Origin of the sequence: Thermonema lapsum, from assembly GCF_011761635.1 — a bacterium.
Taxonomy (GTDB): Bacteria; Bacteroidota; Bacteroidia; order Cytophagales; family Thermonemataceae; genus Thermonema; species Thermonema lapsum.
In genome coordinates, this window is sequence record NZ_JAASRN010000001.1 from 363,683 (window position 1) to 385,038 (window position 21,356).

General features: G+C 49.0%; 20 protein-coding genes. 14 read left to right on the plus strand and 6 right to left on the minus strand.

The window, feature by feature from the left end:
- Positions 1 to 11 precede the first annotated feature (11 nt).
- Genes trpD through trpB form a run of 4 tightly spaced genes read left to right on the plus strand, consistent with a single transcriptional unit; the run spans position 12 to position 3,692 of the window.
- Positions 12 to 1,031, plus strand: a complete 1,020-nt coding sequence (gene trpD / locus FHS56_RS01515; RefSeq protein ID WP_166918121.1) for an anthranilate phosphoribosyltransferase — start codon at positions 12 to 14, stop codon at positions 1,029 to 1,031.
- Positions 1,028 to 1,843, plus strand: coding sequence for an indole-3-glycerol phosphate synthase TrpC (gene trpC, locus FHS56_RS01520; RefSeq protein WP_166918122.1), 816 nt, complete (start codon positions 1,028 to 1,030; stop codon positions 1,841 to 1,843). The genes trpD and trpC overlap by 4 nt, the downstream gene beginning before the upstream one ends.
- A complete protein-coding gene (locus tag FHS56_RS01525; RefSeq protein ID WP_166918123.1) occupies positions 1,840 to 2,490 on the plus strand; it encodes a phosphoribosylanthranilate isomerase in 651 nt (216 codons plus the stop codon). Before trpC ends, FHS56_RS01525 begins: the two co-directional genes overlap by 4 nt.
- On the plus strand, positions 2,487 to 3,692 hold the full coding sequence (gene trpB / locus FHS56_RS01530; RefSeq protein WP_166918124.1) for a tryptophan synthase subunit beta: 1,206 nt from the start codon (positions 2,487 to 2,489) through the stop codon (positions 3,690 to 3,692). The genes FHS56_RS01525 and trpB overlap by 4 nt, the downstream gene beginning before the upstream one ends.
- Here trpB and FHS56_RS01535 read toward each other — a convergent pair.
- Positions 3,658 to 4,323 (minus strand): DUF1800 family protein, encoded by a 666-nt coding sequence (locus tag FHS56_RS01535; protein WP_166918125.1) that lies wholly within the window; start codon positions 4,321 to 4,323, stop codon positions 3,658 to 3,660. The genes trpB and FHS56_RS01535 overlap by 35 nt on opposite strands.
- 93 nt (positions 4,324 to 4,416) lie before the next feature.
- On the opposite strand from FHS56_RS01535, the gene FHS56_RS01540 reads away from it, so the two are divergent.
- Complete coding sequence (locus FHS56_RS01540) at positions 4,417 to 5,223, plus strand: MBL fold metallo-hydrolase (RefSeq protein ID WP_166918838.1); 807 nt, start codon at positions 4,417 to 4,419, stop codon at positions 5,221 to 5,223.
- On the opposite strand, the gene FHS56_RS01545 is transcribed toward FHS56_RS01540, so the two are convergent.
- The 4 genes from FHS56_RS01545 to FHS56_RS01560 form a co-directional block, all read right to left on the minus strand.
- Positions 5,170 to 5,880, minus strand: coding sequence for a DUF92 domain-containing protein (locus tag FHS56_RS01545; RefSeq protein ID WP_166918126.1), 711 nt, complete (start codon positions 5,878 to 5,880; stop codon positions 5,170 to 5,172). The genes FHS56_RS01540 and FHS56_RS01545 overlap by 54 nt on opposite strands.
- Before the next feature lie 165 nt (positions 5,881 to 6,045).
- Positions 6,046 to 6,858 (minus strand): crotonase/enoyl-CoA hydratase family protein, encoded by an 813-nt coding sequence (locus tag FHS56_RS01550; RefSeq protein ID WP_166918127.1) that lies wholly within the window; start codon positions 6,856 to 6,858, stop codon positions 6,046 to 6,048.
- A 4-nt stretch (positions 6,859 to 6,862) separates the two neighbouring features.
- Complete coding sequence (locus FHS56_RS01555) at positions 6,863 to 9,127, minus strand: OmpA family protein (RefSeq protein ID WP_166918128.1); 2,265 nt, start codon at positions 9,125 to 9,127, stop codon at positions 6,863 to 6,865.
- A 73-nt stretch (positions 9,128 to 9,200) separates the two neighbouring features.
- Positions 9,201 to 9,926 carry a biotin--[acetyl-CoA-carboxylase] ligase gene (locus tag FHS56_RS01560; RefSeq protein WP_166918129.1) on the minus strand — a complete coding sequence of 242 codons (726 nt, stop codon included), beginning with the start codon at positions 9,924 to 9,926 and terminating at the stop codon, positions 9,201 to 9,203.
- 98 nt (positions 9,927 to 10,024) lie between these two features.
- Here FHS56_RS01560 and rsfS point away from each other — a divergent pair, with 98 nt between their 5' ends.
- From rsfS to FHS56_RS01605, 9 genes are all read left to right on the plus strand, one after another.
- A complete protein-coding gene (rsfS, locus tag FHS56_RS01565; protein WP_166918130.1) occupies positions 10,025 to 10,396 on the plus strand; it encodes a ribosome silencing factor in 372 nt (123 codons plus the stop codon).
- Between the two features lie 61 nt (positions 10,397 to 10,457).
- Positions 10,458 to 12,512: an ATP-dependent zinc metalloprotease FtsH gene (ftsH, locus tag FHS56_RS01570; protein WP_166918131.1), complete on the plus strand. Its 2,055-nt coding sequence runs from the start codon at positions 10,458 to 10,460 to the stop codon at positions 12,510 to 12,512.
- Between the two features lie 12 nt (positions 12,513 to 12,524).
- Positions 12,525 to 13,157, plus strand: coding sequence for a LutC/YkgG family protein (locus FHS56_RS01575; protein WP_166918132.1), 633 nt, complete (start codon positions 12,525 to 12,527; stop codon positions 13,155 to 13,157).
- Positions 13,154 to 13,939 carry a UDP-2,3-diacylglucosamine diphosphatase gene (locus FHS56_RS01580; RefSeq protein ID WP_166918133.1) on the plus strand — a complete coding sequence of 262 codons (786 nt, stop codon included), beginning with the start codon at positions 13,154 to 13,156 and terminating at the stop codon, positions 13,937 to 13,939. The genes FHS56_RS01575 and FHS56_RS01580 overlap by 4 nt, the downstream gene beginning before the upstream one ends.
- The gene (locus FHS56_RS01585) at positions 13,917 to 14,720 is read left to right on the plus strand and encodes a hypothetical protein (protein ID WP_166918134.1); all 804 of its coding nucleotides are present in this window, start codon (positions 13,917 to 13,919) and stop codon (positions 14,718 to 14,720) included. The genes FHS56_RS01580 and FHS56_RS01585 overlap by 23 nt, the downstream gene beginning before the upstream one ends.
- A gap of 52 nt (positions 14,721 to 14,772) precedes the next feature.
- Complete coding sequence (locus tag FHS56_RS01590; protein ID WP_166918135.1) at positions 14,773 to 15,171, plus strand: T9SS type A sorting domain-containing protein; 399 nt, start codon at positions 14,773 to 14,775, stop codon at positions 15,169 to 15,171.
- A gap of 8 nt (positions 15,172 to 15,179) precedes the next feature.
- Complete coding sequence (locus tag FHS56_RS01595) at positions 15,180 to 15,755, plus strand: sugar transferase (protein WP_166918136.1); 576 nt, start codon at positions 15,180 to 15,182, stop codon at positions 15,753 to 15,755.
- Complete coding sequence (locus tag FHS56_RS01600; RefSeq protein ID WP_166918137.1) at positions 15,742 to 16,878, plus strand: aminotransferase class I/II-fold pyridoxal phosphate-dependent enzyme; 1,137 nt, start codon at positions 15,742 to 15,744, stop codon at positions 16,876 to 16,878. The genes FHS56_RS01595 and FHS56_RS01600 overlap by 14 nt, the downstream gene beginning before the upstream one ends.
- A 58-nt stretch (positions 16,879 to 16,936) precedes the next feature.
- Positions 16,937 to 17,809, plus strand: coding sequence for a nucleoside phosphorylase (locus tag FHS56_RS01605; RefSeq protein ID WP_166918138.1), 873 nt, complete (start codon positions 16,937 to 16,939; stop codon positions 17,807 to 17,809).
- A 154-nt stretch (positions 17,810 to 17,963) separates the two neighbouring features.
- Here FHS56_RS01605 and FHS56_RS01610 read toward each other — a convergent pair whose 3' ends face one another.
- A complete protein-coding gene (locus FHS56_RS01610) occupies positions 17,964 to 21,269 on the minus strand; it encodes a TonB-dependent receptor (protein WP_166918139.1) in 3,306 nt (1,101 codons plus the stop codon).
- Between the last annotated feature and the right edge of the window lie 87 nt (positions 21,270 to 21,356).

Genomic DNA, 21,356 nt, shown 5'->3' on the forward strand with positions numbered 1-21,356 from the left:
TCCACTGAACAATGAAAGAAATACTCTCTTATTTGCTCGACTATAAAACCCTTACCAAAGCAGAAGCCAAAACAGTGCTCAAGAACATAGCACACGGGCATTATGCCCCTGCCCAAGTGGCAGCTTTCATGACCATCTACATGATGCGAAGCATTACGGTAGAAGAACTCGAGGGTTTTCGTGATGCCATGCTGGAGCTGTGTGTGCCTGTGGACCTGTCGGCATACGAGGTGATAGATTTATGTGGCACTGGCGGCGACGGTAAAAATACTTTCAACATATCTACGCTGGCATCTTTGGTGGTGGCAGCTGCCGGACAGCCCGTGGCAAAACATGGCAACTATGGAGTATCGTCGGTGTGCGGTTCTTCCAATGTACTGGAAGCCTTGGGTGTGCAGTTTACCAACGATGAGCAGCAGCTGCGCCGTCAGATAGAAGAAGCTGGCATTTGTTTCCTGCATGCCCCTTTGTTTCATCCGGCTATGAAAAATGTAGCGCCGGTGCGGCGCGAGTTGGGTGTGAAGACCTTTTTCAATATGCTGGGACCGATGGTAAATCCTGCCTTTCCTTCCAAACAGATGGTGGGGGTATTCAACATGGAGCTGCTGCGCTTATATGCCTATCTCTATCAGCGTAGCGGCAAGCAGTTTGCCATTGTACACAGCCTTGCTGGCTATGATGAAGTGTCGTTGACCTCTGCCTTCAAAATGATGACCCATGAAACCGAAGTGATTATGGAGCCCGAAATGCTGGGATTTCCCCGCTTGCAAGCCGAAGAGCTACATGGAGGGGCTACCGTCGAAGAAGCCGCAGCTTTGTTTTTACACATTTTGAAAGGCGAAGGCACGCCCGCGCAAGAAGCCGCCGTGGTTGCCAATGCCGCCGTGGCACTGCATGTAGCAGGTTTGTATGCCTCGCTCGACGATTGCCGCGCAGCCGCTTTCGAAGCCCTGAAAAGTGGCGAAGCCCTGCGCCGGCTTAAAAAAATTCAATCTTTAAATCAAAACAATACTAAAACTGTCCAGCTATGACCTCCACGATTTTAGATTTGATTGTCATGAACAAGCGTGCCGAAGTGCAGGCACGTCGCAAAGTACAAACCATAGAGCAACTGAGTCGAAAGCCGCTCTTTGGTAGAGCAACCCTCTCTCTGAAAAAGAACTTACTGGCGCAGCCATTTGGCATTATTGCCGAGTTTAAGCGCAACTCGCCTTCAAAGGGTGCTTTGAAGCCCAAAGCCAATGCACAAGAAATTGTCTTGGCTTATGAGCAAGCAGGGGCAGCGGGTGTTTCTATCCTGACCGACAAGCCTTTTTTTGATGGCGAATTGCTTGACCTTCAGGTGGGCAGAAGCGCCACCGCCTTGCCTATTTTGCGCAAAGATTTCATCATAGACGAATATCAGCTCTACGAAGCCAAAGCATATGGTGCCGATGTGGTGCTGCTGATTGCCAACATATTGAGCACAAAAGAAATACAATTCTTTACACAGCAAGCCCACGATTTGGGCTTGGAGGTCTTGTGCGAGGTGCACAATATGGAGGATTTGGACAAAGCCATGGAAGCCCCCGTGGACATCATAGGCGTGAATAACCGCAACCTGAAGACCTTTGAAGTAAGCCTTGAACATTCGAAACAGTTGGCAGCTTACATCCCCGAAGACACCGTGCGCATTTCTGAAAGCGGCTTACGTAGCGCCGAAGATTTGGTAGAGCTTATACAGTGCGGTTATCGCGGTTTTCTAATAGGTGAAGCCTTTATGATAAGCCCACAACCGGGCGACAGCTGCCGCCGCTTGATAGAGGCTACACGGCGTCGTTTGCAAGAAGTAAATGCGCTATGATGCCTTTAGTAAAAATATGCGGTATGCGCCAAACGGCGCAGATTATAGAATGTGAGCGCTTGGGAGTGCCTTATCTGGGTTTTATCTACTACCCCCGTTCGCCCCGCTTTGTGGGCGAGCAATTTGTGATGCCTGCACTTAAAAGGGTAAAAAAAGTGGGGGTGGTGGTGAATGCATCCCTTGAGCAGGTAGCGTATCTGGTGCGCCGCGATAGCTTGTCGGTAGTGCAGTTGCATGGCGATGAATCGCCTGCCTATTGTCAGGCATTGCGTCAGAGCCTGTCGGTGAAGCTTTGGAAAGTCTTTCCGGTGGGGGAGGCTTTGCCTTCTGTGCAAAGCTTGCAAGCCTATGTGCCTTATGTCGATGCTTTTCTTTTCGATACAGCAGGGGCGCAGCGGGGTGGCAATGGGCAGGTGTTTTCTTGGCAGCTTTTGGCTGGCTATTCGTTGCCTACCCCCCTATGGATAAGTGGGGGGCTGGGCTTGCACAACATGTCTGCCTTGTGCGATTTCTTGAGGGCACATCCTCATTTGCCTGTCGAAGGGCTTGACTTTAACAGTGCTCTTGAGTTGTCGCCGGGCAATAAGGATATGCAAAAAGTTTGTGATTTGCTAAAATACTTTGAACTTAAAAGTGAACAAATATGATTGCACAAACCAAAAGCGCCTATGCCGTAGATGAGCGTGGCTTTTACGGACGCTTTGGCGGGGCTTACATTCCGGAGTTGCTGTATCCAAATGTGGAAGAGCTGCAAAAAAACTACCTTTCCATCATAGAGAGTCCCGATTTTCAGCAAGAGTGGCGGGCGCTGCTGCGCGATTATGTGGGGCGTCCTACACCTCTGTATTTTGCCCGTCGCTTGTCGGAGCGTTACGGGGTGAAAATTTATTTGAAGCGTGAAGACCTGAACCATACCGGCGCACACAAAATCAATAATACCGTAGGACAGATACTATTGGCGCAACGTTTGGGCAAAAAACGGATTATAGCCGAAACCGGTGCGGGGCAACATGGGGTAGCTACTGCTACGGTGTGCGCCCTCATGGGTATGCAATGCGTGGTGTACATGGGCGCCGTAGATATGGAACGACAAAAGCCCAACGTAGAGCGTATGCGCATGTTGGGCGCAGAAGTGCGTCCGGCACTGAGCGGCAGCCGTACCCTGAAAGATGCCACCAACGAAGCAATTCGTGACTGGATTAACCATCCCACCGACACCCATTACATCATAGGGTCGGTGGTAGGACCACACCCTTACCCCGACATGGTGGCACGCCTGCAGGCAATCATCAGCGAGGAGATACGTAAGCAACTGCAGGAAAAAGAAGGGCGTGCGTATCCCGATTACGTAGTGGCTTGTGTAGGAGGAGGTAGCAATGCCGCGGGGGCTTTTTATCATTTTCTTGACCTGCCGCAGGTACAGCTGGTGGCAGTAGAGGCAGCGGGTAAGGGCATCGATTCGGGCGAAACAGCCGCCACCATTGCCCGAGGGCGCATAGGTATATTACACGGTTGCAAGACCTTGTTGATGCAAACCGCCGATGGGCAAGTAGTAGAACCTTACTCTATTTCAGCTGGCTTGGATTACCCTGGCATCGGTCCTTTGCATGCTCATTTGCATGATACTGGGCGCGCCCGCTTTCTGGCTGCCACCGATGACGAAGCCATGGAAGCAGCCTTGGAATTGAGCCGTTTAGAGGGCATCATCCCCGCCATAGAGTCGGCACATGCCTTGGCTGCCCTCAAAAAGATGACTTTCGAAGCGGGTGAGGTGGTGGTTGTGAGCCTTTCGGGGCGAGGCGACAAAGACTTGGCTACTTATATACGCTATTTTGGAGAGAGGGCTTAAATGAGCTTGCCCGTATGTCGTCTTCGGTGTAGTTGGTGTAATTGCCTGGTGCGATGCTATAGCCTTTGCCTATGGTGAACAGCTCGAACAGCTCTCGGGCAAAGTTTTCGTTGGGATTGCCTTTTTCATTCAGCCGCCCGTCCAAAAATACGAGCATAGCATTGTCTATGCATATTTTTTTGATGAGTTGGGTATAGCGGTTAAAGTTGGGGTTGACGTTGTTAAAGTCGTTGTAGAGGTAGGTGCGGAACAATTGCAGTTGGTAATAGATAGCCCGACTGCTGCCTACCGTTTCAGCTTTGGTCGTCAATACTGTATGCAGAAAAAAGGTAAGCCTTTCCAGGGCAGTATCTTCTTCGTACATCCGTCCCAGCCACCATAACTTAATCAAGTGGCGTTGGCGGTCTTCGTCTTCATCGATTTGAGGGGCTTGCGTGACCCATGGGGTGCCACTTTCATTTACTGGGGGTGGCGGAAGCGTAAAGCTGAACAATTGGTTTAATGCCGCAGGGGCATTCATGCCGGCAAAGGCAGCAATTCGTGCCTGATTGGCGCCATAGGTAAGGCGGCGCAACAGATGGCGTGCGCGCCGCTCGCCTAAGTTCCCCGTAATAGGATCCAAATAGGGCATAATAAACAAGTTTTTTAAATAAATACGTTATTATAGGCTACGTGTTAGGCAGTGTTTGTAAACAATCATGTAAGATTGACTGTAACTATGGATATAAAAGTAACTTTTTTGGGAACGGGCACCTCGCAGGGAGTGCCTGTGATTGGCTGTGATTGTGCTGTATGTCGCTCTTTGGATTTCAGGGATAAAAGGCTGCGTTCTTCGGTGCATGTACAAGTAGGCGATTTAAGCATAGTCATAGATACCGGACCAGACTTTCGTCAGCAGATGCTGCGCGCCAACATACGTCGATTGGATGCCGTTTTGTTTACTCATGAGCATAAAGACCATACCGCAGGCTTGGACGACGTGCGTCCGTTTAACTTTAAGCAACAGCGCGACATGCCTTTGTATGCCCGTCAACATGTAATAGAGCAGTTGAAGCGTGAGTTTGCTTATGCCTTTGCCGAACACAAATATCCGGGTGTGCCACAGCTGAAAGTGCATGTTATCGATAACCAACCCTTTACAATAGAGGGCGTTGAAATTATCCCTATTGAAGTGATGCACTATAAGCTGCCGGTTTTAGGCTATCGCATAGGTGATTTCGCCTACATTACCGATGCCAATTATATTGCTCCAGAGGAAAAAGAGAAGCTTAAAGGTTTGGATGTGTTGGTACTGAATGCCTTACGTAGGAAAGAGCATATCTCTCACTTTACACTTGAACAAGCTTTAGCAATTATAGAAGAACTTAAACCGCAGCGGGCATACTTGATTCATATCAGCCACCAGATGGGGTTGCATCGCGAGGTGGAAGCTGAGTTGCCCCCAAATGTGCATTTGGCTTATGATGGTTTGTGCCTGTCAATACCCTGTGGTGAATCGCAATACACTCATGTACAAAAGGGTAGCCATTAAGTTGCTCACAGCGTTTACGCCGTGGTTGTCAAGCAATCCCTTTTTTTGCAGGGTAGCGCCCAGCAGTGAGTCTAATAGGTTGCCCGCCCAGCTGAGGAGTACAAGCAGTGCTATTTTGAAAGGTGCAGGTACAAAAAAAGCAGTGTAGATGGCTATGACTAAACTGCCGCCCAAGCCGGCAAGCAAGCCCATGAAGCTGATACCGCCGTCGCTGCCCGGAGGGATTGGTTGTAAAGTAAGAATAGAGTAGCAACTTTTGCCGTAGCACTGTCCCAGTTCTGACGACAGGGTATCGCTGAGGGCTGTGGCTTGCGATGTAGCTATGCACAAAATGACTGTTTCGGAAGAAAAAAAGTCGGGAAGCAGCAAATGCAGCACTGCAACAACTAAAGCGCCGGCAGTATTGCTCACCACATTGGCTATGCCTCTTTGCTCATGTACTTTGTTTTGCTTTTTTCTTCGCTCGTGCAGGGCAGTGGCAGCTGTGCCTATAAGGAAAAAAAGTGCCATGCAGCCGAGCCCGCTCCAACCGCTGGCATAAAAAAGCAAGCAAGCAATGAGCCATCCGGCGATGCTGCCACCGGCAGTTAGTTTTTTTAAAACATATGCACCCGCTGCCGCTGCGGCAAGCAAGCTGTAAACTATCCACGCATGCATAAAAGTTACACTTTGGGAGAGCGATTTGAAAAGATAAAATAACGCTTCCTTTGCTTTTTTAGCAAAGGAAGCCGGTAGTTGTTGTTTGCAAAAGAGATAAATGAAGGGCAATACTGGAAAAGAAAGTGCGTATCACTGAGCACAGTTGCCAATAGGCAGTAACCCTTAATTCTGGAAAGAGGGCGTTTGTTTTTGGAAAGCAGCTATCATAGCTGATTCTATGTCTTTGGAAAGTAGTTGAGCAGCATTCCACAGCGCCACATACTCCAGTCCTTCGGCTACGCTGTGGTCTCGGCTGTAGTTCATAACTTGCTTGGTGCCACGTACAGCCAAGGGCGATTTGGCGGCAATGGAGCGAGCCATCTCTATGCCGGCTTGCAGTAAGTGTTCGCTATCTGGTTCCACCCGATTGACCAGCTTGCATTCGTAGGCTTCTTGTGCGCTGATGTTGCGTGCAGTGAATGCCCATTCGCGGGCAATGCCTTCGCCCACCAAGTGCCGTAGGCGTTGCAAGGTACCCAGGTCGGCAACGATGCCTAAATCCACCTCTTTGACCGAAAAGTAAGCTTGTGCGCTGCACAGGCGAATGTCGCATGCCGAGATGATATCGACGCCGCCGCCTATGCATCCTCCTTGAATGAGGGCAATCACCGGCTTACGGCAGTCTTCGATGGCTTGTATGCAAGCCTGCAACTCTTTGATAAATGCAAGCAGGTGTTCGCGTGCACGCCCGGGGCAGTCCATGGCATCAATTTCCTGCTTGATTTGCATGAGTAAACTAAGGTCTATACCTGCTGAAAAGTGTTTACCTTCGGCACGCAGCAATACGCAGCGCACTTCTGCGGTGCGGTCTGCTTCGCGGAAGGCATCGCGCAGGGCGTGCCAGGTAGCCAAATCAAAAGCATTGGCTTTGTCGACACGCTGAATAATCACATGACCGATATGGTCTTCTACCTGTAACTTTACAACTTTTTGCATGACTTTATTCTTGGTTTTTCAGTTCGTTTAAAGGAAGTAACATCACGTCGGTACGGCGCATCAGACGGCGCGCCACGCTGCTGTCTTGTCTCTGGTTACCCATACCTTTGTAGCGAATACGCTTGGGTTCTACGCCGAATTCCACAAAAAAGTCATATACGGCTTTTGCGCGCTCTTCCGATAGAATTTGGTTTTTCTCACTTTCACCTTCCGGTGAGGCATAGCCCTCAATCCATACACCCACTTCGGGGTGTTTTTTTACATAATCAATGAATTTGAGTAGCTCGGCTTTGGCACGGTTGTCGAGTCGGGCTTCGCCCACTGGGAAGTACGCCACATATTTCTTTTTCAACTCTATCTTGCCTTGGTTGCCGGAGTAGTCCTCTTCAAGCGAAGCGACATCGGTGCGTATGCGTGGCATGGTTTTTAGTGTTTCGTCGCCTACTTTTATCTCTTGCATTTGCCCTTTGGCGTCTTCGTAAAAGAAAACCACCTCCACAGACTTTTTATCGACTTTTTCATTCTGAACGGGCTCCATCAGGGGGGCATCTTTATACATGATAGACAAGAGGTAGTTCATCGCTACGCTATCTTCCGAGGCAATGATATCTTCCATCAGGTCGTAGAGGTCCAGCTTTTGTTCACCAAACTCATCGGGGTTTCGTTTTTCTTCCGGAACGTCTTTAAATACGTTGGTGATGGAGATTTGCTCGGCTATCTCCCTGTCATCTACTACTTTTTTTGAGAGGCGAATCTCTTGGTACAGCTCGTAGAAATACTCTTGATTGGGTACATTGATATTGACCAGATAGGGCAAGTAACCTTCTGCCTCGATGACCATGTCATAGTCTTTCCCGGGAGGGAATATCATCAAATAGTAGCCTGTGCCGGGGTTGGGATTATAAACCCAAGGCAGATACTCATTCTTCTCTTTGTCTATGACTTTGATTTGCGCCTTTACTGGAAGGGGCGGGTCGCCTGCCAATATACGTCCGCGTATCATGGTCAGGGGAATGACCTGTTTGCTTTCATCCGGAAAGCCTACGATATATAGGTCGGCTTGTCCTATGCCTTCGGGGCGGTTAGAAGAGAAGTAGCCTTTTTTGCCATCGGCAGAGAGAACAAAATAACCATCGTCGAAGGGGGTATTGAGCGGGTATCCCATATTTTGCACTTTGCCCCACACATTGCCGGAACGCTCGGCGCGGAAGATGTCCTTGCCACCGAGTGTAGGATGACCATTGCTGGTAAAATACAAATGGCGTTTGTCGGGATGGATAAAAGGTGCTTCTTCGTCAAAGGGGGTATTGATTTGGGGACCTAAGTTCTCAGGCTCGCTCCAGCTGCCGTCTGGGTTTTTGTAGCATACATAAATGTCTTTTCCACCATAGCCACTGGGGCGGTCGCTGGCAAAGAAGAGCCAGTTGCCGTCGGCGGTGATGCTCATGCTGCTTTCCTCATAAGGCGAATTGATGGGTTCGGGTAGTGGGGTGGGGGTTGTGAAAGTGCTGCCATCGAAACGACATTCATACAGTTCGCCTTTGCGCTCTAAGTCATAAATGTAAAGATAAAGGTGCTGTCCGTCGGGTGAAAGTGCCGCTGTGCGTACACTGCCGCTAATACCCGGAAATGCAAGGGGTATGGACTGTTTCCATACATATTCTTGTTTTACCGCCATATATACTTGTTCTTCCCATACGCGCAGGCGGTTATTGAAAACTTGTCGGCTGTATATCAGGTGGTTGTCGTCGGTGGCAACTACCGGTGCCAAGTCGTTTTCTTTGGAATTGATGGGCTTGCCAGCGTTTTCTATAAAAATTTCTTCAGGAGAGGCATAACATTTTTTTGCAAGCAAGGCGCCTTCATGTCTTTTTTGTAGCTGTTCACGCAGACGTGCTTCTTTGGCATGTGCTACCCCTTCTTTGGCTATCTGTGCTGCCTCGTCAAAGCGTTTATGTTTCATCAGCGCTTCGGCGTAATAATATGCCACGTTGGCTTCTTGTGGGGCGATGCGGTGGGCAGTTTCAAGATATTCAAGCGCCTTCTGTTGCTTGTTTGCTTCGTATTGCATCAAAAAAGCCTTCCCTATGCGCAGCAGCAGCTGTACGTCGTTTTTTTGATTGCCCTTGTATTGTCGGAGATAGCTTTTTAAGGCGTCGTCAATAAGTCCTTGTGAAAGCAGCTTATCCCCCTCCTCATATTGGGCGAGGGCACTCATGCAACAAAAGCAAAGCAGCAGAAGGCTGAGTATGGGTTTTAATCGACTCATAAGCAAGGTGCTTTAATGAAGATAAGACACTGCTTTTAACAAAGCTAATAAAAAAAAGTAGCACATGCCGTTTCTAAAGAAACTCTATTTCCTTGATGTTGTACAAATGGGCTTTTGCCCGAGCGACATGTTCCACAATTAAGCGCCCGTAGGGGTCTATCCCCCGGATGATGCCTTCGAAAATCCCCTGTTTGTCGCGATAAGATGCCGGTTGGTGCAGGCGCCACAGGCGTTGCAGGTAGTTCTGTTGCAGTGCTTCCATTTCGCCGCGACGTAGCTGTTCATAGCGCTGAAGCAGGCATTGGCGTAGGCGTTCGTGCAGTGGAGTCAAGTTGTAAAAACGCCCGGTGATTTGGTGTAATGATACTGCACCGGGGGATTCGAAATGGGCTTGGTTTACATTGAAGCCCACCCCCACAACGGCGGCTTTAATACCCTGTTGCAATACACATTGCACCAAGATGCCACTTAGCTTGCGCCCCTGGTATAGCAAGTCGTTTGCCCACTTGATATAGAGCCCTTCGTTTTGCAGATAATCGACAGCAAAGTCATACACCCCTAAGGCTGCCACTATGCTCAGCATGAATTGTTGGGAGGGAGGCAAAAAAACAGGTCGCAATATCAATGATGCCGTGATGTTCAAGCCGGGAGCAGCCTCCCAGCGGGTGTTCATCTGTCCGCGCCCGGCAGTCTGGCAGTCGGTGTAAACATAGGTGCCTTCACTAACGCCTTGTTCTTCAATCAGTCGCAAGGCTTCGCTATTGGTAGAGCGACATTCTGGCAGATAGATGTATGACATAGGGGCGTTCTGGGGCTTTATGGCATTAGGTTTGTGAAATGCTTTTTTATACTTTTGTGTTTACAAAAGTAAAGAAGTATTCTAAATAGAAAAGGCGCATGAGTATAAAACCTGTGGATGTAGATTCTCAAACACTTGCTCAAGTCGTAGTAAAAGGGTTGCAAGAAAAGAAAGGTGAAGACATCGTGATTTTAGACCTTCGGGGGGTACCTCAAGCAGTAGCCGATTTTTTTGTGATTGCCACAGGCTCTTCGGATACACATTTGCAAGCGTTGATGGATTCGGTAGAAAAAATCGTGCAAAAAGAAGTATGGCAATCCCCATGGCACATCGAGGGGCGGGAGCGCAAACTGTGGGTGCTGATGGACTATGTCGATGTGGTTGTACATCTCTTCCAGCGGCAAACCCGCGAATATTATGCCTTGGAAGAGTTGTGGGCTGATGCCCCTATGATAGTTGTCGAAGACTAACCTTAAATTTAACAACCATTTTGTTCGATAAGTGGTTTTATAAGTAAACAATTGAAAATCGATGCAAGACAATCAAAGAAAAAACAAACCCGGTCGTTCCGACGGAGGCATGCAGTTCTGGTGGGTCTTATCCTTCATTCTCGGCATTTTGCTGATTACCTACCTTTCACAAGGACCGGCTACGGTAGAAGTAACCTATTCCAAGTTTGAACAGATGCTTCGCGAGGGCGACCTCGTCGAGGTGGTGGTTATATCCAACGAAAAAATAGTAGAAGCAACAATCAGTAAAGAAGCCATCGAAAGCGGTAAATATGCCAAGTTGCTCAATCAGCGCTCAGCTTTGTCTTATGGTGGTCCGCACATACGTTTGCGGGTAGCCTCCATTGACAACTTCCTTGAGCGTTATGAGCAGCTTCAAAAAGAACTGCCTGCCGACAAGCGCATAGACTACCGTGTGGAAGAGCGCTCCGATTGGGTGGGCACCCTTCTTAACTGGCTGCTGCTGTTTTTAATGATTTTCGGATTCTGGTTCTTGATGCGCCGCATGTCGGGTGGCGTTGGCGGTGGCGGTCAGATTTTCAATATCGGGCGCTCGCGTGCAGCACTCTTCGATGCCGATAACCGCGTGAATGTTACTTTCGATGACGTGGCAGGGCTCGACGAAGCCAAAGAAGAAATAAAAGAAATAGTGGAGTTCTTGAAGAACCCTGCTAAATTTACTCGTTTGGGTGGAAAAATACCCAAAGGGGCTTTACTGGTAGGACCTCCCGGTACTGGCAAAACCCTGCTGGCAAAAGCCGTAGCAGGCGAGGCGGGGGTGCCTTTCTTCTCGTTGTCGGGGTCGGACTTTGTGGAGATGTTTGTAGGGGTAGGGGCTGCGCGTGTGCGTGACCTCTTTAAGCAAGCAAAAGAAAAAGCGCCTTGTATCATCTTCATAGACGAAATAGATGCCATCGGGCGTTCGCGCAGCCGGGCTTCTATACCCGGAGCCAACGACGAGCGCGAAAATACGCTTAACTCTTTGTTGGTAGAAATGGACGGTTTTACGACCAACTCCGGCGTAATTATTTTGGCAGCGACCAACCGTCCCGATATTTTGGACCCTGCTTTGTTACGTCCCGGGCGTTTCGATCGTCAAATAGCTATTGATAAGCCCGATATCGTAGGGCGTGAAGCTATTTTTAAAGTGCATTTGCGCCCCCTGCGCTTGGCTGAGGATGTGGACCCCAAGAAATTGGCAGCGCAAACTCCCGGTTTTGCCGGTGCCGAAATCGCCAACGTATGTAACGAAGCTGCTTTGATTGCCGCCCGCAAAAACAAAGACCGCATCGACATGCAGGACTTCCAAGACGCCATAGACCGCGTGATAGGCGGCTTGGAGAAGAAAAACAAAATCATCTCACCCGAAGAGAAACAAATAGTAGCTTATCATGAAGCGGGGCATGCCATTGCGGGTTGGTTCCTCGAACATGCCGACCCTTTGGTGAAAGTGAGCATTGTGCCGCGTGGCGTGGCTGCGCTGGGGTATGCGCAATATCTGCCCAAAGAACAATACCTCTACCAGACCGACCAATTGATGGATGAGATGTGTATGGCATTGGGTGGGCGTGCCGCCGAAGAAATCGTCTTTGGTAAAATATCGACAGGTGCCCTCAGTGACCTGGAACGCGTAACCAAGATGGCTTATGGCATGGTTACTATCTACGGCATGAACCCCACCTTAGGACATATTTCCTACTATGATTCTCAGCCCTCGGAAATAATGGCTACCAAGCCCTATTCCGAAGCCACGGCGCAGATTATAGACCAGGAGGTGCAAAAAATCGTGCGCCAAGCCTACGAGCGCGTGAAAAACTTGCTGCAGGAGCGCAGAAAAGAATTGGAAACCATAGCTCAAGAGCTCCTCAAGCGCGAAATATTGTTCCAAACTGACTTGGAAGAGCTTATAGGCAAACGTCCTTTCAATAAGCCGACGACTTATCAGAGTTATCTCGAAAAAAACAAAGAGAAAACAGACGCCGCTGACAAACACGAGCAATATCCTCTCAATGGCAACGAGACAGCTTCACCGGAGGATGTGGCTTCGACGGCAGAAAAAGAAGATAAGACCTCATAAGCAAAGCGGTACATGCGAGAACAGATTTTAGCCAAAATACGTAAAGCTTTGGCACAGCCTGCAGAGAAGTCCCTTCGTAAACCGGACTTCTCTGCGTCTGTTTATCATGCAGTGGAAGAGAATGACTTGGCAGTGCTTTTTGCCCAAAATTTGGTAAAATCTGGGGCAAAGTTTAGTTTTTGCATAGACGAAAAAGAGTTCATTAGGGAGCTAAGCCCCGTGCTGGAAAAATACTTTGCCGGTGAAATATGTGTGGAAGACCCGCATTTGCAGGAGGTGCTGAAAGTTGCCGACTTGCCTTTTAGCAGTGGGCGGCACGCTCTTATGGATGCCAAGGTAGGCATCACCACCTGTGAGGCACTGGTAGCACGCACCGGTAGTGTGCTTGTGTCTTCGCGGCAGGCAGGGGGGCGGGCGCTTTCTGTCTTCCCCGAAGTGCACATCGTGGTGGCTTTTACTTCGCAATTGGTTTATGATATACACGATGCTTTTGCGCTCATGCGCAAGCGTTACAACCAACAGCTGCCATCCATGTTTTCATTGATTACCGGACCCAGCCGCACCGCCGACATAGAAAAAACTTTGGTGTTGGGGGCACACGGTCCTATGGCTTTGTATGTCTTTTTGATTGAAAGTCCTGTATGAGCCTGACGTTGACACTGGATAGTGGCAAAAAAGCCTTTTTTGTTTCTGACTTCCACCTGGGGGCACCTTCTTATATTGAAAGCCGCAAGCGGGAGCAGCTGATTGTCCGCTGGCTTGACGAAGTGGTGGCGCCCCAAGCTCATTATTTGTTTCTACTTGGCGACCTTTTCGACTTTTGGTTTGAATACCGCCGGGCAGTGCCCAAAGGCTTTGTCCGTTTGCTTGGAAAACTCGCTGAAATCAACGACAAAGGCGTAAAACTTTGGTTTTTCCCCGGTAATCATGATATGTGGGTGGACGACTATTTCAGCGTGGAGTTGGGCATGCGCATCCATCGCCGTCCATTGTCTTTGCAAATAGCTGGCAAGCGCTTTTACATAGCACACGGCGACGGCTTGGGACCCGGCGACAAAACCTATAAAAAACTGAAAAAGGTGTTTGAGAGTCGTTGGGGGCGTTGGATTTTTCGCCAGATACACCCCGACACAGGCATCGCACTGGCTTGTTATTTTTCTTCGCGCAGTCGGGCACAACATGCCGCCGACGACAAACATTTCTTGGGAGAGGATGAATGGCTGTGGCAGTATGCACAAGAAATAGAAAAGCACAACCCGCACGATTATTACCTCTTCGGGCATCGTCATTTGCCGCTTGACTTGCCCGTAGGGGACCGCGGCGCCCGCTATGTCAATACGGGCGAGTGGCTGAGCGATTATACCTTTGCCGTCTTTGATGGTGAGTCTTTGTCTTTGGAAACCTATGAACCGCAGCCTGTATTGTAGTTTACTGGTATTGCTGCTTTTATTAGCCCCCCGACTGCATGCCCAAGACACTTTAAAGCTTTTTGCCGAACTACCCTTTGGCTCGCTTGCTGCCTGGGGGAGCCTGCGCCCGGGACAGCTGCTGCTTGCCGACTTAGACGCTAATCTATACCTTATCGACCATCAAGGGCAGCGGTTAAGTGCCCAAAGTTTACCGTCTCGTGTCGTGCTGAGCGAGGTGCACAGCAGGGGAGGAGTGCAAACGCTTTTGTTCTCTGTAGATGCTCAACAACTCTTTTTTATCGACCGTTTCTTGCGTCTTACCCGCCAACTGCAAATCCCCTTCGCTTTTGGTAATATCACTGCTTTGGCTTGGGCGCCTGATGGCAGCCTGCGTTTGTGGGACAGCCAAGCCCGCCGTCTGCTGGCATGGGATATGAGTTCAACAGCACCGCAGCAGCTTTACTATATGCAGGAAAACTTGCCCCCCGTCAGGCAAATGCATTTTGTGCAAAACTATCTGTTGCTTACGGATGGAAAAACGTATATTTTATTTTTTGACTTGCTTGGAAATTATATAGACAAGATTTATTTTCACGAACCGGTGGAAATAGGCTTTTGGCAGGAAGGGTACTGGTTGTATGAAAACCATCGTTTGCGTGGGGTGCGATTGCCCAGCCGTCTGCAGGCTTTTGATGTGTACTTTGAGCAAACAAGCAGAATATTGAAAATATTATGCTTGTTTCCTTCGTTTCTATCATGGGACGGAACAAAACTGTTCTTTTGGCTGTTCCAAAATTGAAAATGGCAAGAAATTTGAAATATTGAAAACAAAAAGGAAGCATACATCGCTTATGGGAAAGTTCTCTACATATCTTTTATTGGTCATTGGTTTAGCTGGTGTGGCGCAGGGGGGTGTCATCGTGCGTAATCATATCAAACACTTGCCGCCGGTTTTAGCCAATGTGTGGGTAGAAAAAAATGCCGGCGAAACGCTCGATATTTTTGACCCCGTGGATTTTGAAGTGCAGGCTATAGGAAATCGTCGTTTTATTGTACGTTTTTACAATGATACAGAGGGGGTTTTTTTGCGTATCTACGACGTGATTGGCAACTTGGTGTACCAAGAACGGATAACGAAAAAAGGCAATTACGTCAAAGAGTTTGATATGTCGCATGCCCGCTCCGACGTGTATATTGTGGAGGTAGGCAACACAAAATACAGTACCACCAAACGGGTCTTTTTGAAATAATCCGTTTCATGAGTTTCTACAGCCGTTGGGGCAAAACATGCTTCGACTACTTGCTGTCAGGGGCATTGGTCTTTATGCTGATGCCTTTATTTTTTTTGCTTGCCTTTTTCTTGACCCTCTATTGGCGAGGAAACCCTTTTTACAAGCAACTGCGCATAGGTAAAGGGGAACGCCCTTTTTATCTTTGGAAATTTAAGACCATGCGCCCGCCACGTGCCGGCGAGGACCCGCATGACGAGACAAGAGCGCCTGCAGTAGGACGCTTTCTGCGCTATACCGGCTTGGACGAGCTACCGCAATTGTGGAATATATTGCGAGGTGAGATGTCGTTTGTAGGACCACGTCCTTTATTGCCGGAATACCTGCCGCTTTATACCTCTCTTGAAAGGCGGCGTCATGCTGTCAAGCCCGGTATTACCGGCTGGGCGCAAATACAAGGAGGCAAAGTCTTGGCTTGGAATGAAAAGATGCACTACGACATAGAGTATGTGCAGCACCAAAGTTTCTGCTTCGATTTGTATATTTTATGGCGCACTCCCTTCTTTGTATTGCGCCAATGGATGAACCGTCATGAGTACATATAAAATTTATTTGTCGCCTCCGTTTTCTGCCCCCAACACCAAGCACTACGTGCAAGAAGCCATAGACAGCGGATGGATGGCGCCTGCTGGTCCTTTTGTTGACCGCTTCGAATCACTCTTGCGTGCTTATCACGGAGTAGCAGCGGTGGCGCTCAGTAGTGGCACTGCTGCTTTGCATCTGGCGCTGAAAGCTGCCGGCGTGCGTGCCGGCGATGTGGTTTTGTTGCCCTCTTTTACTTTTGTGGCTACCTGCAATGCCGTGTGCTATTTGGGAGCGGAGCCGGTGTTCATAGACAGCGACCCTACCCATTGGCATATGAGTGTGAAGGCAACGGTTCATGCCATGGACACACTCAAAAAGCAAGGTAGGCGCATAGGTGCTTTGCTTTGTGTTCATTTGTATGGTGCCATGGCACCAATGGAAGAGCTACGCAGCGTGGCAGAAAATCATGGGGTACCTCTGGTAGAAGATGCTGCCGAAGCTTTGGGCGTACGATGGAAGGGGCAACTGGCAGGTACCTTCGGCTGTTGTGCTGCCCTTTCTTTTAACGGCAACAAAATCATAACCACTTCCGGAGGGGGGGCTTTTTTATCGGCAGATGAAAACTTGGCAAAAAAAGCGCTTTACTGGGCGACTCAAGCCAAACAGACAGCAGCAGGAGACTGGCATCATGAAGAGGTAGGCTACAACTACCGCATGAGCAATTTGCTGGCAGCAGTAGGATGTGCACAAATGGAGTATCTACCCAATTTCATTGTGCGCAAATATGAAATAGCCCAGCTTTATCGGCAACTGCTCAAAGAGGCGGAGCAAAAGGGCTATATTCACTGGCAGCCCCTGCTGCCCGAAGTACAGCCCACGTATTGGCTTAACTGCTTGCTTTTTGCCACTCCCGCCATGCGTGCGCGCGTCATGGAGCAGCTCATGCGTCAAGGCATAGAGTGTCGCCGTTTATGGAAGCCGCTGCACCAACAACCCCTTGCCGCCGGCAGTCTGTTTTTCCAAGATGGTAACAGCGCTGAATACCTCTACGAGCATGGTTTGTGTTTACCTTCGGGCTACACCCTCACCACACCGCAACAATCGCATATTGCGGAGCTAATCATGAAGGCTTTGTGTACCTGAAGTGCCTTTGCTCATTGAGTGTCTTTTTTTTCTTACGTATCTTGGGCAGCAAAAAGAGATGAACAGCACCATTTATCTACCTTCGGAACTGATAGTTAATTCTGATGGTAGCATTTATCACTTGGGCTTGCGTCCTGAACAATTGGCAGATACCGTGATTGTAGTAGGCGACCCTGAGCGGGTACCTATGATTTCCCGCTATTTTGAGCATGTGGAATACCGCTTGCACAAACGGGAGTTTGTAACGCATACGGGTACTTACCGGGACACTCGCATGACCGTGATTTCGTCGGGTATGGGTACCGACAATGTAGAAATTCTGATGACTGAACTGGATGCTCTGGCAAACATAGACTTGGAAAAACGGCTGCCTAAGTCAAGTCCGAAGCGCCTGCGTATTGTGCGTGTAGGTACGTCGGGAAGCATACATGCCGGGGTGCCAGTGGGTAGCCTGTTGGCATCGGCAGTGGGGGTGGGTATCGATACGCTCATGTGTTTTTACGATTACGATACACCGCAAGAACAAGGCTTGAAAGCAGCGATGCAGCAGCTGAAGCAACATTTGTCATTGCCTTTCGAGCCTTATGCCGCCACTGCTTCGCCTAAGCTGCGCGAGCTTTTTTCTGATTTGTTGCAGGGGGTTACGCTCACCTGCCCCGGTTTTTACGCACCTCAAGGGCGGGAGTTGCGTGCGCCGGCACGCTTGAAAGATTGGTTACAGCGCCTGCAATCTTTTGAGTATGAAGGCTTGCGCTTGACCAACCTCGAAATGGAAACTGCTGGCTATTATGCCATGGCGCATATGTTAGGGCACGACATGATTTCGCTCAATGCCATCTTAGCAGACCGTATCAATGGCATATTTGCAGCAAAGCCCCAAGAGCTGGTGGAAGAGTTGATTGTTTATACGCTCAATAAGTTAGCAACCTAAAAAGCAGACCTTCTTTTGCCTAACAGCTTCAAAGAGTAAAATCACCTGAGTAGCTTCTTGCGTGCCGCTACTTTTGCTTATTGAGATACCTCAAAAAAGAAAAGCGGCTGTTCTATAAAAGACAGCCGCTTGATGTTTTTAGTAAACAAGAGGGTTAGAAGGTATAGCGCACGCCTATTTGCATACGCCACAGCGAGCTGATGTTCGCAGTGCCATATTTGTCAAACTCCAAGCGCACTTTGGTTACGTTGCCTTGGTTGTCGTATTCTACGGGTATGGCACGGCTTTGATTGAAGCGGTAGCGTATATTACCGGTGGTGCTGTTATACGAATTGGCAAGTAACACATTGCCACGCCCGAAGCGTATTTTTCCCCAATCAGGATTTAACAAGTTAAGCATATTGAATATGTCCAAGGTGAGCTGCAGGCGGTGGTTAGTACCCCATGCTTGGGTGTTCAAGTTTTGGGTGATGCGCATATCTAAGCTTTGATTCCACGGGGCATTAGCGCCGTTGCGCTCGGCAAACTGACCGCGGCGGTCGCGCAAGGAAGGCTCGTTCTCTATGAATGCGTTGAATGCTTCCCACTGCTCGGCAGCTGTTACTGTATAGCTTACCCTTTGCCCGTTGGCATTGGTAACGGTGGTCGTATAATTCGCAAATTCTATTTCATTAGCATTGCGCGGTATGTAAATTAGCTCGTTACCAATCACACCGTCGGCATTGATGTCTTGCAAACCTCCATTACCTACGGTGAAGGAGTAAGGACTTCCTGATTGTGCTGAGTAGAATAAAGTGATTTGGGTAGAGGCATGTTTGCTGTAATTGAAAGTATAGCCGCCAGCGGCAATGAGGCGGTGTTTCAAGTTGTATTCACTAAAGCCCAAAGTGGGGTTGTTAGGGTCGCTCGAGATGGGGGTGTTCGCAAAGTTGGACTGTGCGCGTGAAGCGCCCCCACTGGCAATGGTTTTGGCAATAGAGTAGGTATAAGCCACATTGGCAAAGTAGTGCTTGCCTCTTTTCTGTAGCTGACCGGTGAGGCTGTACTGATAGCCGCCATCAGTGTTTTCGAGCGAATATACGCCGGTGAATTGATTGGGGGCTACCAATACGGGACCTTGACCGGGGGTACCATATACTGGGCGCCCTTCATTGTTGAGTATCCCTTGCTTACCTGCCAAGTTCAGATTACGCACATACAGGTCGTTTAGTGTTTTGGAGTATATGAATTCGGCAGTAGCCACAATGCCATAAGGCAGTTTTTGATCCACGGCTGCATTGAAGCGTGCCACTTGCGGTAGGCGCAGGTCGGGATTGCTGATGTTGATGAGCGAGGTGCCTTGGTTACCACCGGCATTAGGAGGTAAATAGGCAGGGTTCGAAATGATGGCATCCCGTTGTTGTGGGCTCAAGCCTGCGAAGATAGCGTTGAGCTCGGCTTGTGCTAGCTGGATGGCACCGAAAGTAACCCCTGTGTTGCTGTACTGGTTGGAGAGCCATACGAAGGGCGGGCGTCCGGTGAAAATACCTGCACCGCCGCGCACTTGTGTCTTGCCTTTGCCTGCTACATCCCAGTTTACACCAAAGCGTGGTGACCACAACACCCTTGTTTTGGGTTTTTCGTTGTTGGGAAAGCCAAACACCTCTTCAAAAATGGGGTTATAGTCGATGTCATTGACCATGAAAGGTATATCGGCACGTAAGCCCATTGTCAGGCGCAGGTTGGCAGTGGGCTCATAGGTGTCTTGAATATAAATAGCCGGGTTGATAGCACCCCACTTAGCTCCTTGTTTGGGGTCACTGGTGCGTGAATATTCTTTTACATAAAAGGTAGGTGTTCCCGATTCAAGGCTGTAGTCAGGTGCTTCGGGGTCAGTGGGGGCAAATACGCTGTTGAAGCTCCATTCGCCGGTAAATGAAGGAATAAATTTGTTGTCAAAAAAGTAAATTTCAGTTTTGGTACCAGCAAGGAAGGTGTGTTTGCCCCGCACGTAGGTAAAGTTGTCGGTAATTTCAATCAAATCTTGTTTGAGGCTGTTCAAACCGGCAAAGCGGTCAGTGCCGATAATGACCGTACCAATACTGTTGTTGGGCACACGCAACTGAGGGAAGGGGCGTGCTTTGTTATCGCGTACGTCGTAGATATTACTGTAGCCCAAGCGAAACTCGTTGCTCATGCGGTTATTGAATCGGCTTTGCAATTCCAACACAGTAGTGTTGGTATAGTTGGTGATATCGTATCCTGAACTGGGGAAGGAGAAGTTGCTGCTGTTTCGGAAGATTTCTTGCGAATAGGCATGGATGAAGTTGTGGCGCAGCGTTAAGCGGTGCTTCTTGTTCAGGATGTAGTCGAAACGTATAAAGGCTTTGTCGTTATTCTGTATGTTGTTGTAGGTTTGGGTAGGGTCGCCGGGGTCGTAGCCAAATTTGTTGATGACCAGCTGCCGTAGTTGGTTCAGCTCATTGGTGAGTTGCTGCAGTTGAGTGGGGTCGTTGTTTACATAGCTACCTAAGTTGAAGGTGTAAGGTTGGGTGCGGCGTCCTATTTCACCGTTTATAAAGAAAAACAGTTTGTTTTTGATGACCGGACCACCTATGCGGAAACCCGCTTGGTTGTAGGTAAACTGTGTAACGTTTACTTTATTGTCCCCCACTTTACGTCCTACCATATCGCTGTTTTGCCCATAAAAATAGGCAGAGCCTTCCACTTTGTTGCTACCGCTGCGGGTGATGGCGTTCACGCCGCCACCTACAAAATTACCTTGACGCACATCGAAGGGGGCTATAAGCACTTGAATCTCTTGGATAGCATCTAAGCTGATAGGCTGTGAGCCGGTACGTCCGCCGGGAGTGCCTTGGTCGTTCAATCCGAAGACGTCGTTGTTTACCGCACCGTCAATCATCACATTGTTATAACGGTTATTTTGCCCGGCAAACGAAAGACCGCCATTGCTTTGAGGAGCAAATTGAGGGGTCAGTCGCACGAAGTCTTGCAGACCACGTGAGAGGGTGGGCATGTTTTCTACCTGGTCGCGGGTAATGTTGGTAGAAGCTCCGGTGCGTGAGGCATCAAATACCAAGTCACGCTCGGCGCTGATTTCTACGGCTCCCAGCTGCATGTCTTCGGGTAATAGCTTTATGTTTAGCTTCAAGTCTTGCCCTAGTGATAGGTAGATATTTTCCAAGCGCTGAGTTTGATAGCCGATAAAGCTTACCTCGATACGGTAAGGACCACCTGCCGGAAGATTTACAAGACGAAAGGCGCCACTTTCTTCGGTTATTGCACCATATTCAGAGCCGGTGGGCAAGTGTACGGCTAGCACCATAGCTCCTGGGAGTGGCTGTTTCTGGTCATCGAGCACTACTCCGCTCATCGAAGCGGTGGTTACCTGTGCTTGCGCCGTGATGCCCGCCAAAAACAAGACACACAGCGTGCATAAGTAAGTAAACGTTACTTTCATAAGTATTTGTTTTTTGGTTATGACAACTGGAACGAAATTACCAAAATAGCGTTCAAAGCTACAACATACTTACCTGAATGCCAAGCT

Bases quoted from the DNA above. Each gene is read 5' to 3' on its own strand.
- trpD (WP_166918121.1), top strand. From the start codon at position 12: ATGAAAGAAATACTCTCTTATTTGCTCGACTATAAAACCCTTACCAAA.
- trpC (WP_166918122.1), top strand. From the start codon at position 1,028: ATGACCTCCACGATTTTAGATTTGATTGTCATGAACAAGCGTGCCGAA.
- FHS56_RS01525 (WP_166918123.1), top strand. From the start codon at position 1,840: ATGATGCCTTTAGTAAAAATATGCGGTATGCGCCAAACGGCGCAGATT.
- trpB (WP_166918124.1), top strand. From the start codon at position 2,487: ATGATTGCACAAACCAAAAGCGCCTATGCCGTAGATGAGCGTGGCTTT.
- FHS56_RS01535 (WP_166918125.1), bottom strand. From the start codon at position 4,323: ATGCCCTATTTGGATCCTATTACGGGGAACTTAGGCGAGCGGCGCGCA.
- FHS56_RS01545 (WP_166918126.1), bottom strand. From the start codon at position 5,880: ATGCATGCGTGGATAGTTTACAGCTTGCTTGCCGCAGCGGCAGCGGGT.
- FHS56_RS01550 (WP_166918127.1), bottom strand. From the start codon at position 6,858: ATGCAAAAAGTTGTAAAGTTACAGGTAGAAGACCATATCGGTCATGTG.
- FHS56_RS01555 (WP_166918128.1), bottom strand. From the start codon at position 9,127: ATGAGTCGATTAAAACCCATACTCAGCCTTCTGCTGCTTTGCTTTTGT.
- FHS56_RS01560 (WP_166918129.1), bottom strand. From the start codon at position 9,926: ATGTCATACATCTATCTGCCAGAATGTCGCTCTACCAATAGCGAAGCC.
- rsfS (WP_166918130.1), top strand. From the start codon at position 10,025: ATGAGTATAAAACCTGTGGATGTAGATTCTCAAACACTTGCTCAAGTC.
- ftsH (WP_166918131.1), top strand. From the start codon at position 10,458: ATGCAAGACAATCAAAGAAAAAACAAACCCGGTCGTTCCGACGGAGGC.
- FHS56_RS01575 (WP_166918132.1), top strand. From the start codon at position 12,525: ATGCGAGAACAGATTTTAGCCAAAATACGTAAAGCTTTGGCACAGCCT.
- FHS56_RS01580 (WP_166918133.1), top strand. From the start codon at position 13,154: ATGAGCCTGACGTTGACACTGGATAGTGGCAAAAAAGCCTTTTTTGTT.
- FHS56_RS01585 (WP_166918134.1), top strand. From the start codon at position 13,917: ATGAACCGCAGCCTGTATTGTAGTTTACTGGTATTGCTGCTTTTATTA.
- FHS56_RS01590 (WP_166918135.1), top strand. From the start codon at position 14,773: ATGGGAAAGTTCTCTACATATCTTTTATTGGTCATTGGTTTAGCTGGT.
- FHS56_RS01595 (WP_166918136.1), top strand. From the start codon at position 15,180: ATGAGTTTCTACAGCCGTTGGGGCAAAACATGCTTCGACTACTTGCTG.
- FHS56_RS01600 (WP_166918137.1), top strand. From the start codon at position 15,742: ATGAGTACATATAAAATTTATTTGTCGCCTCCGTTTTCTGCCCCCAAC.
- FHS56_RS01605 (WP_166918138.1), top strand. From the start codon at position 16,937: ATGAACAGCACCATTTATCTACCTTCGGAACTGATAGTTAATTCTGAT.
- FHS56_RS01610 (WP_166918139.1), bottom strand. From the start codon at position 21,269: ATGAAAGTAACGTTTACTTACTTATGCACGCTGTGTGTCTTGTTTTTG.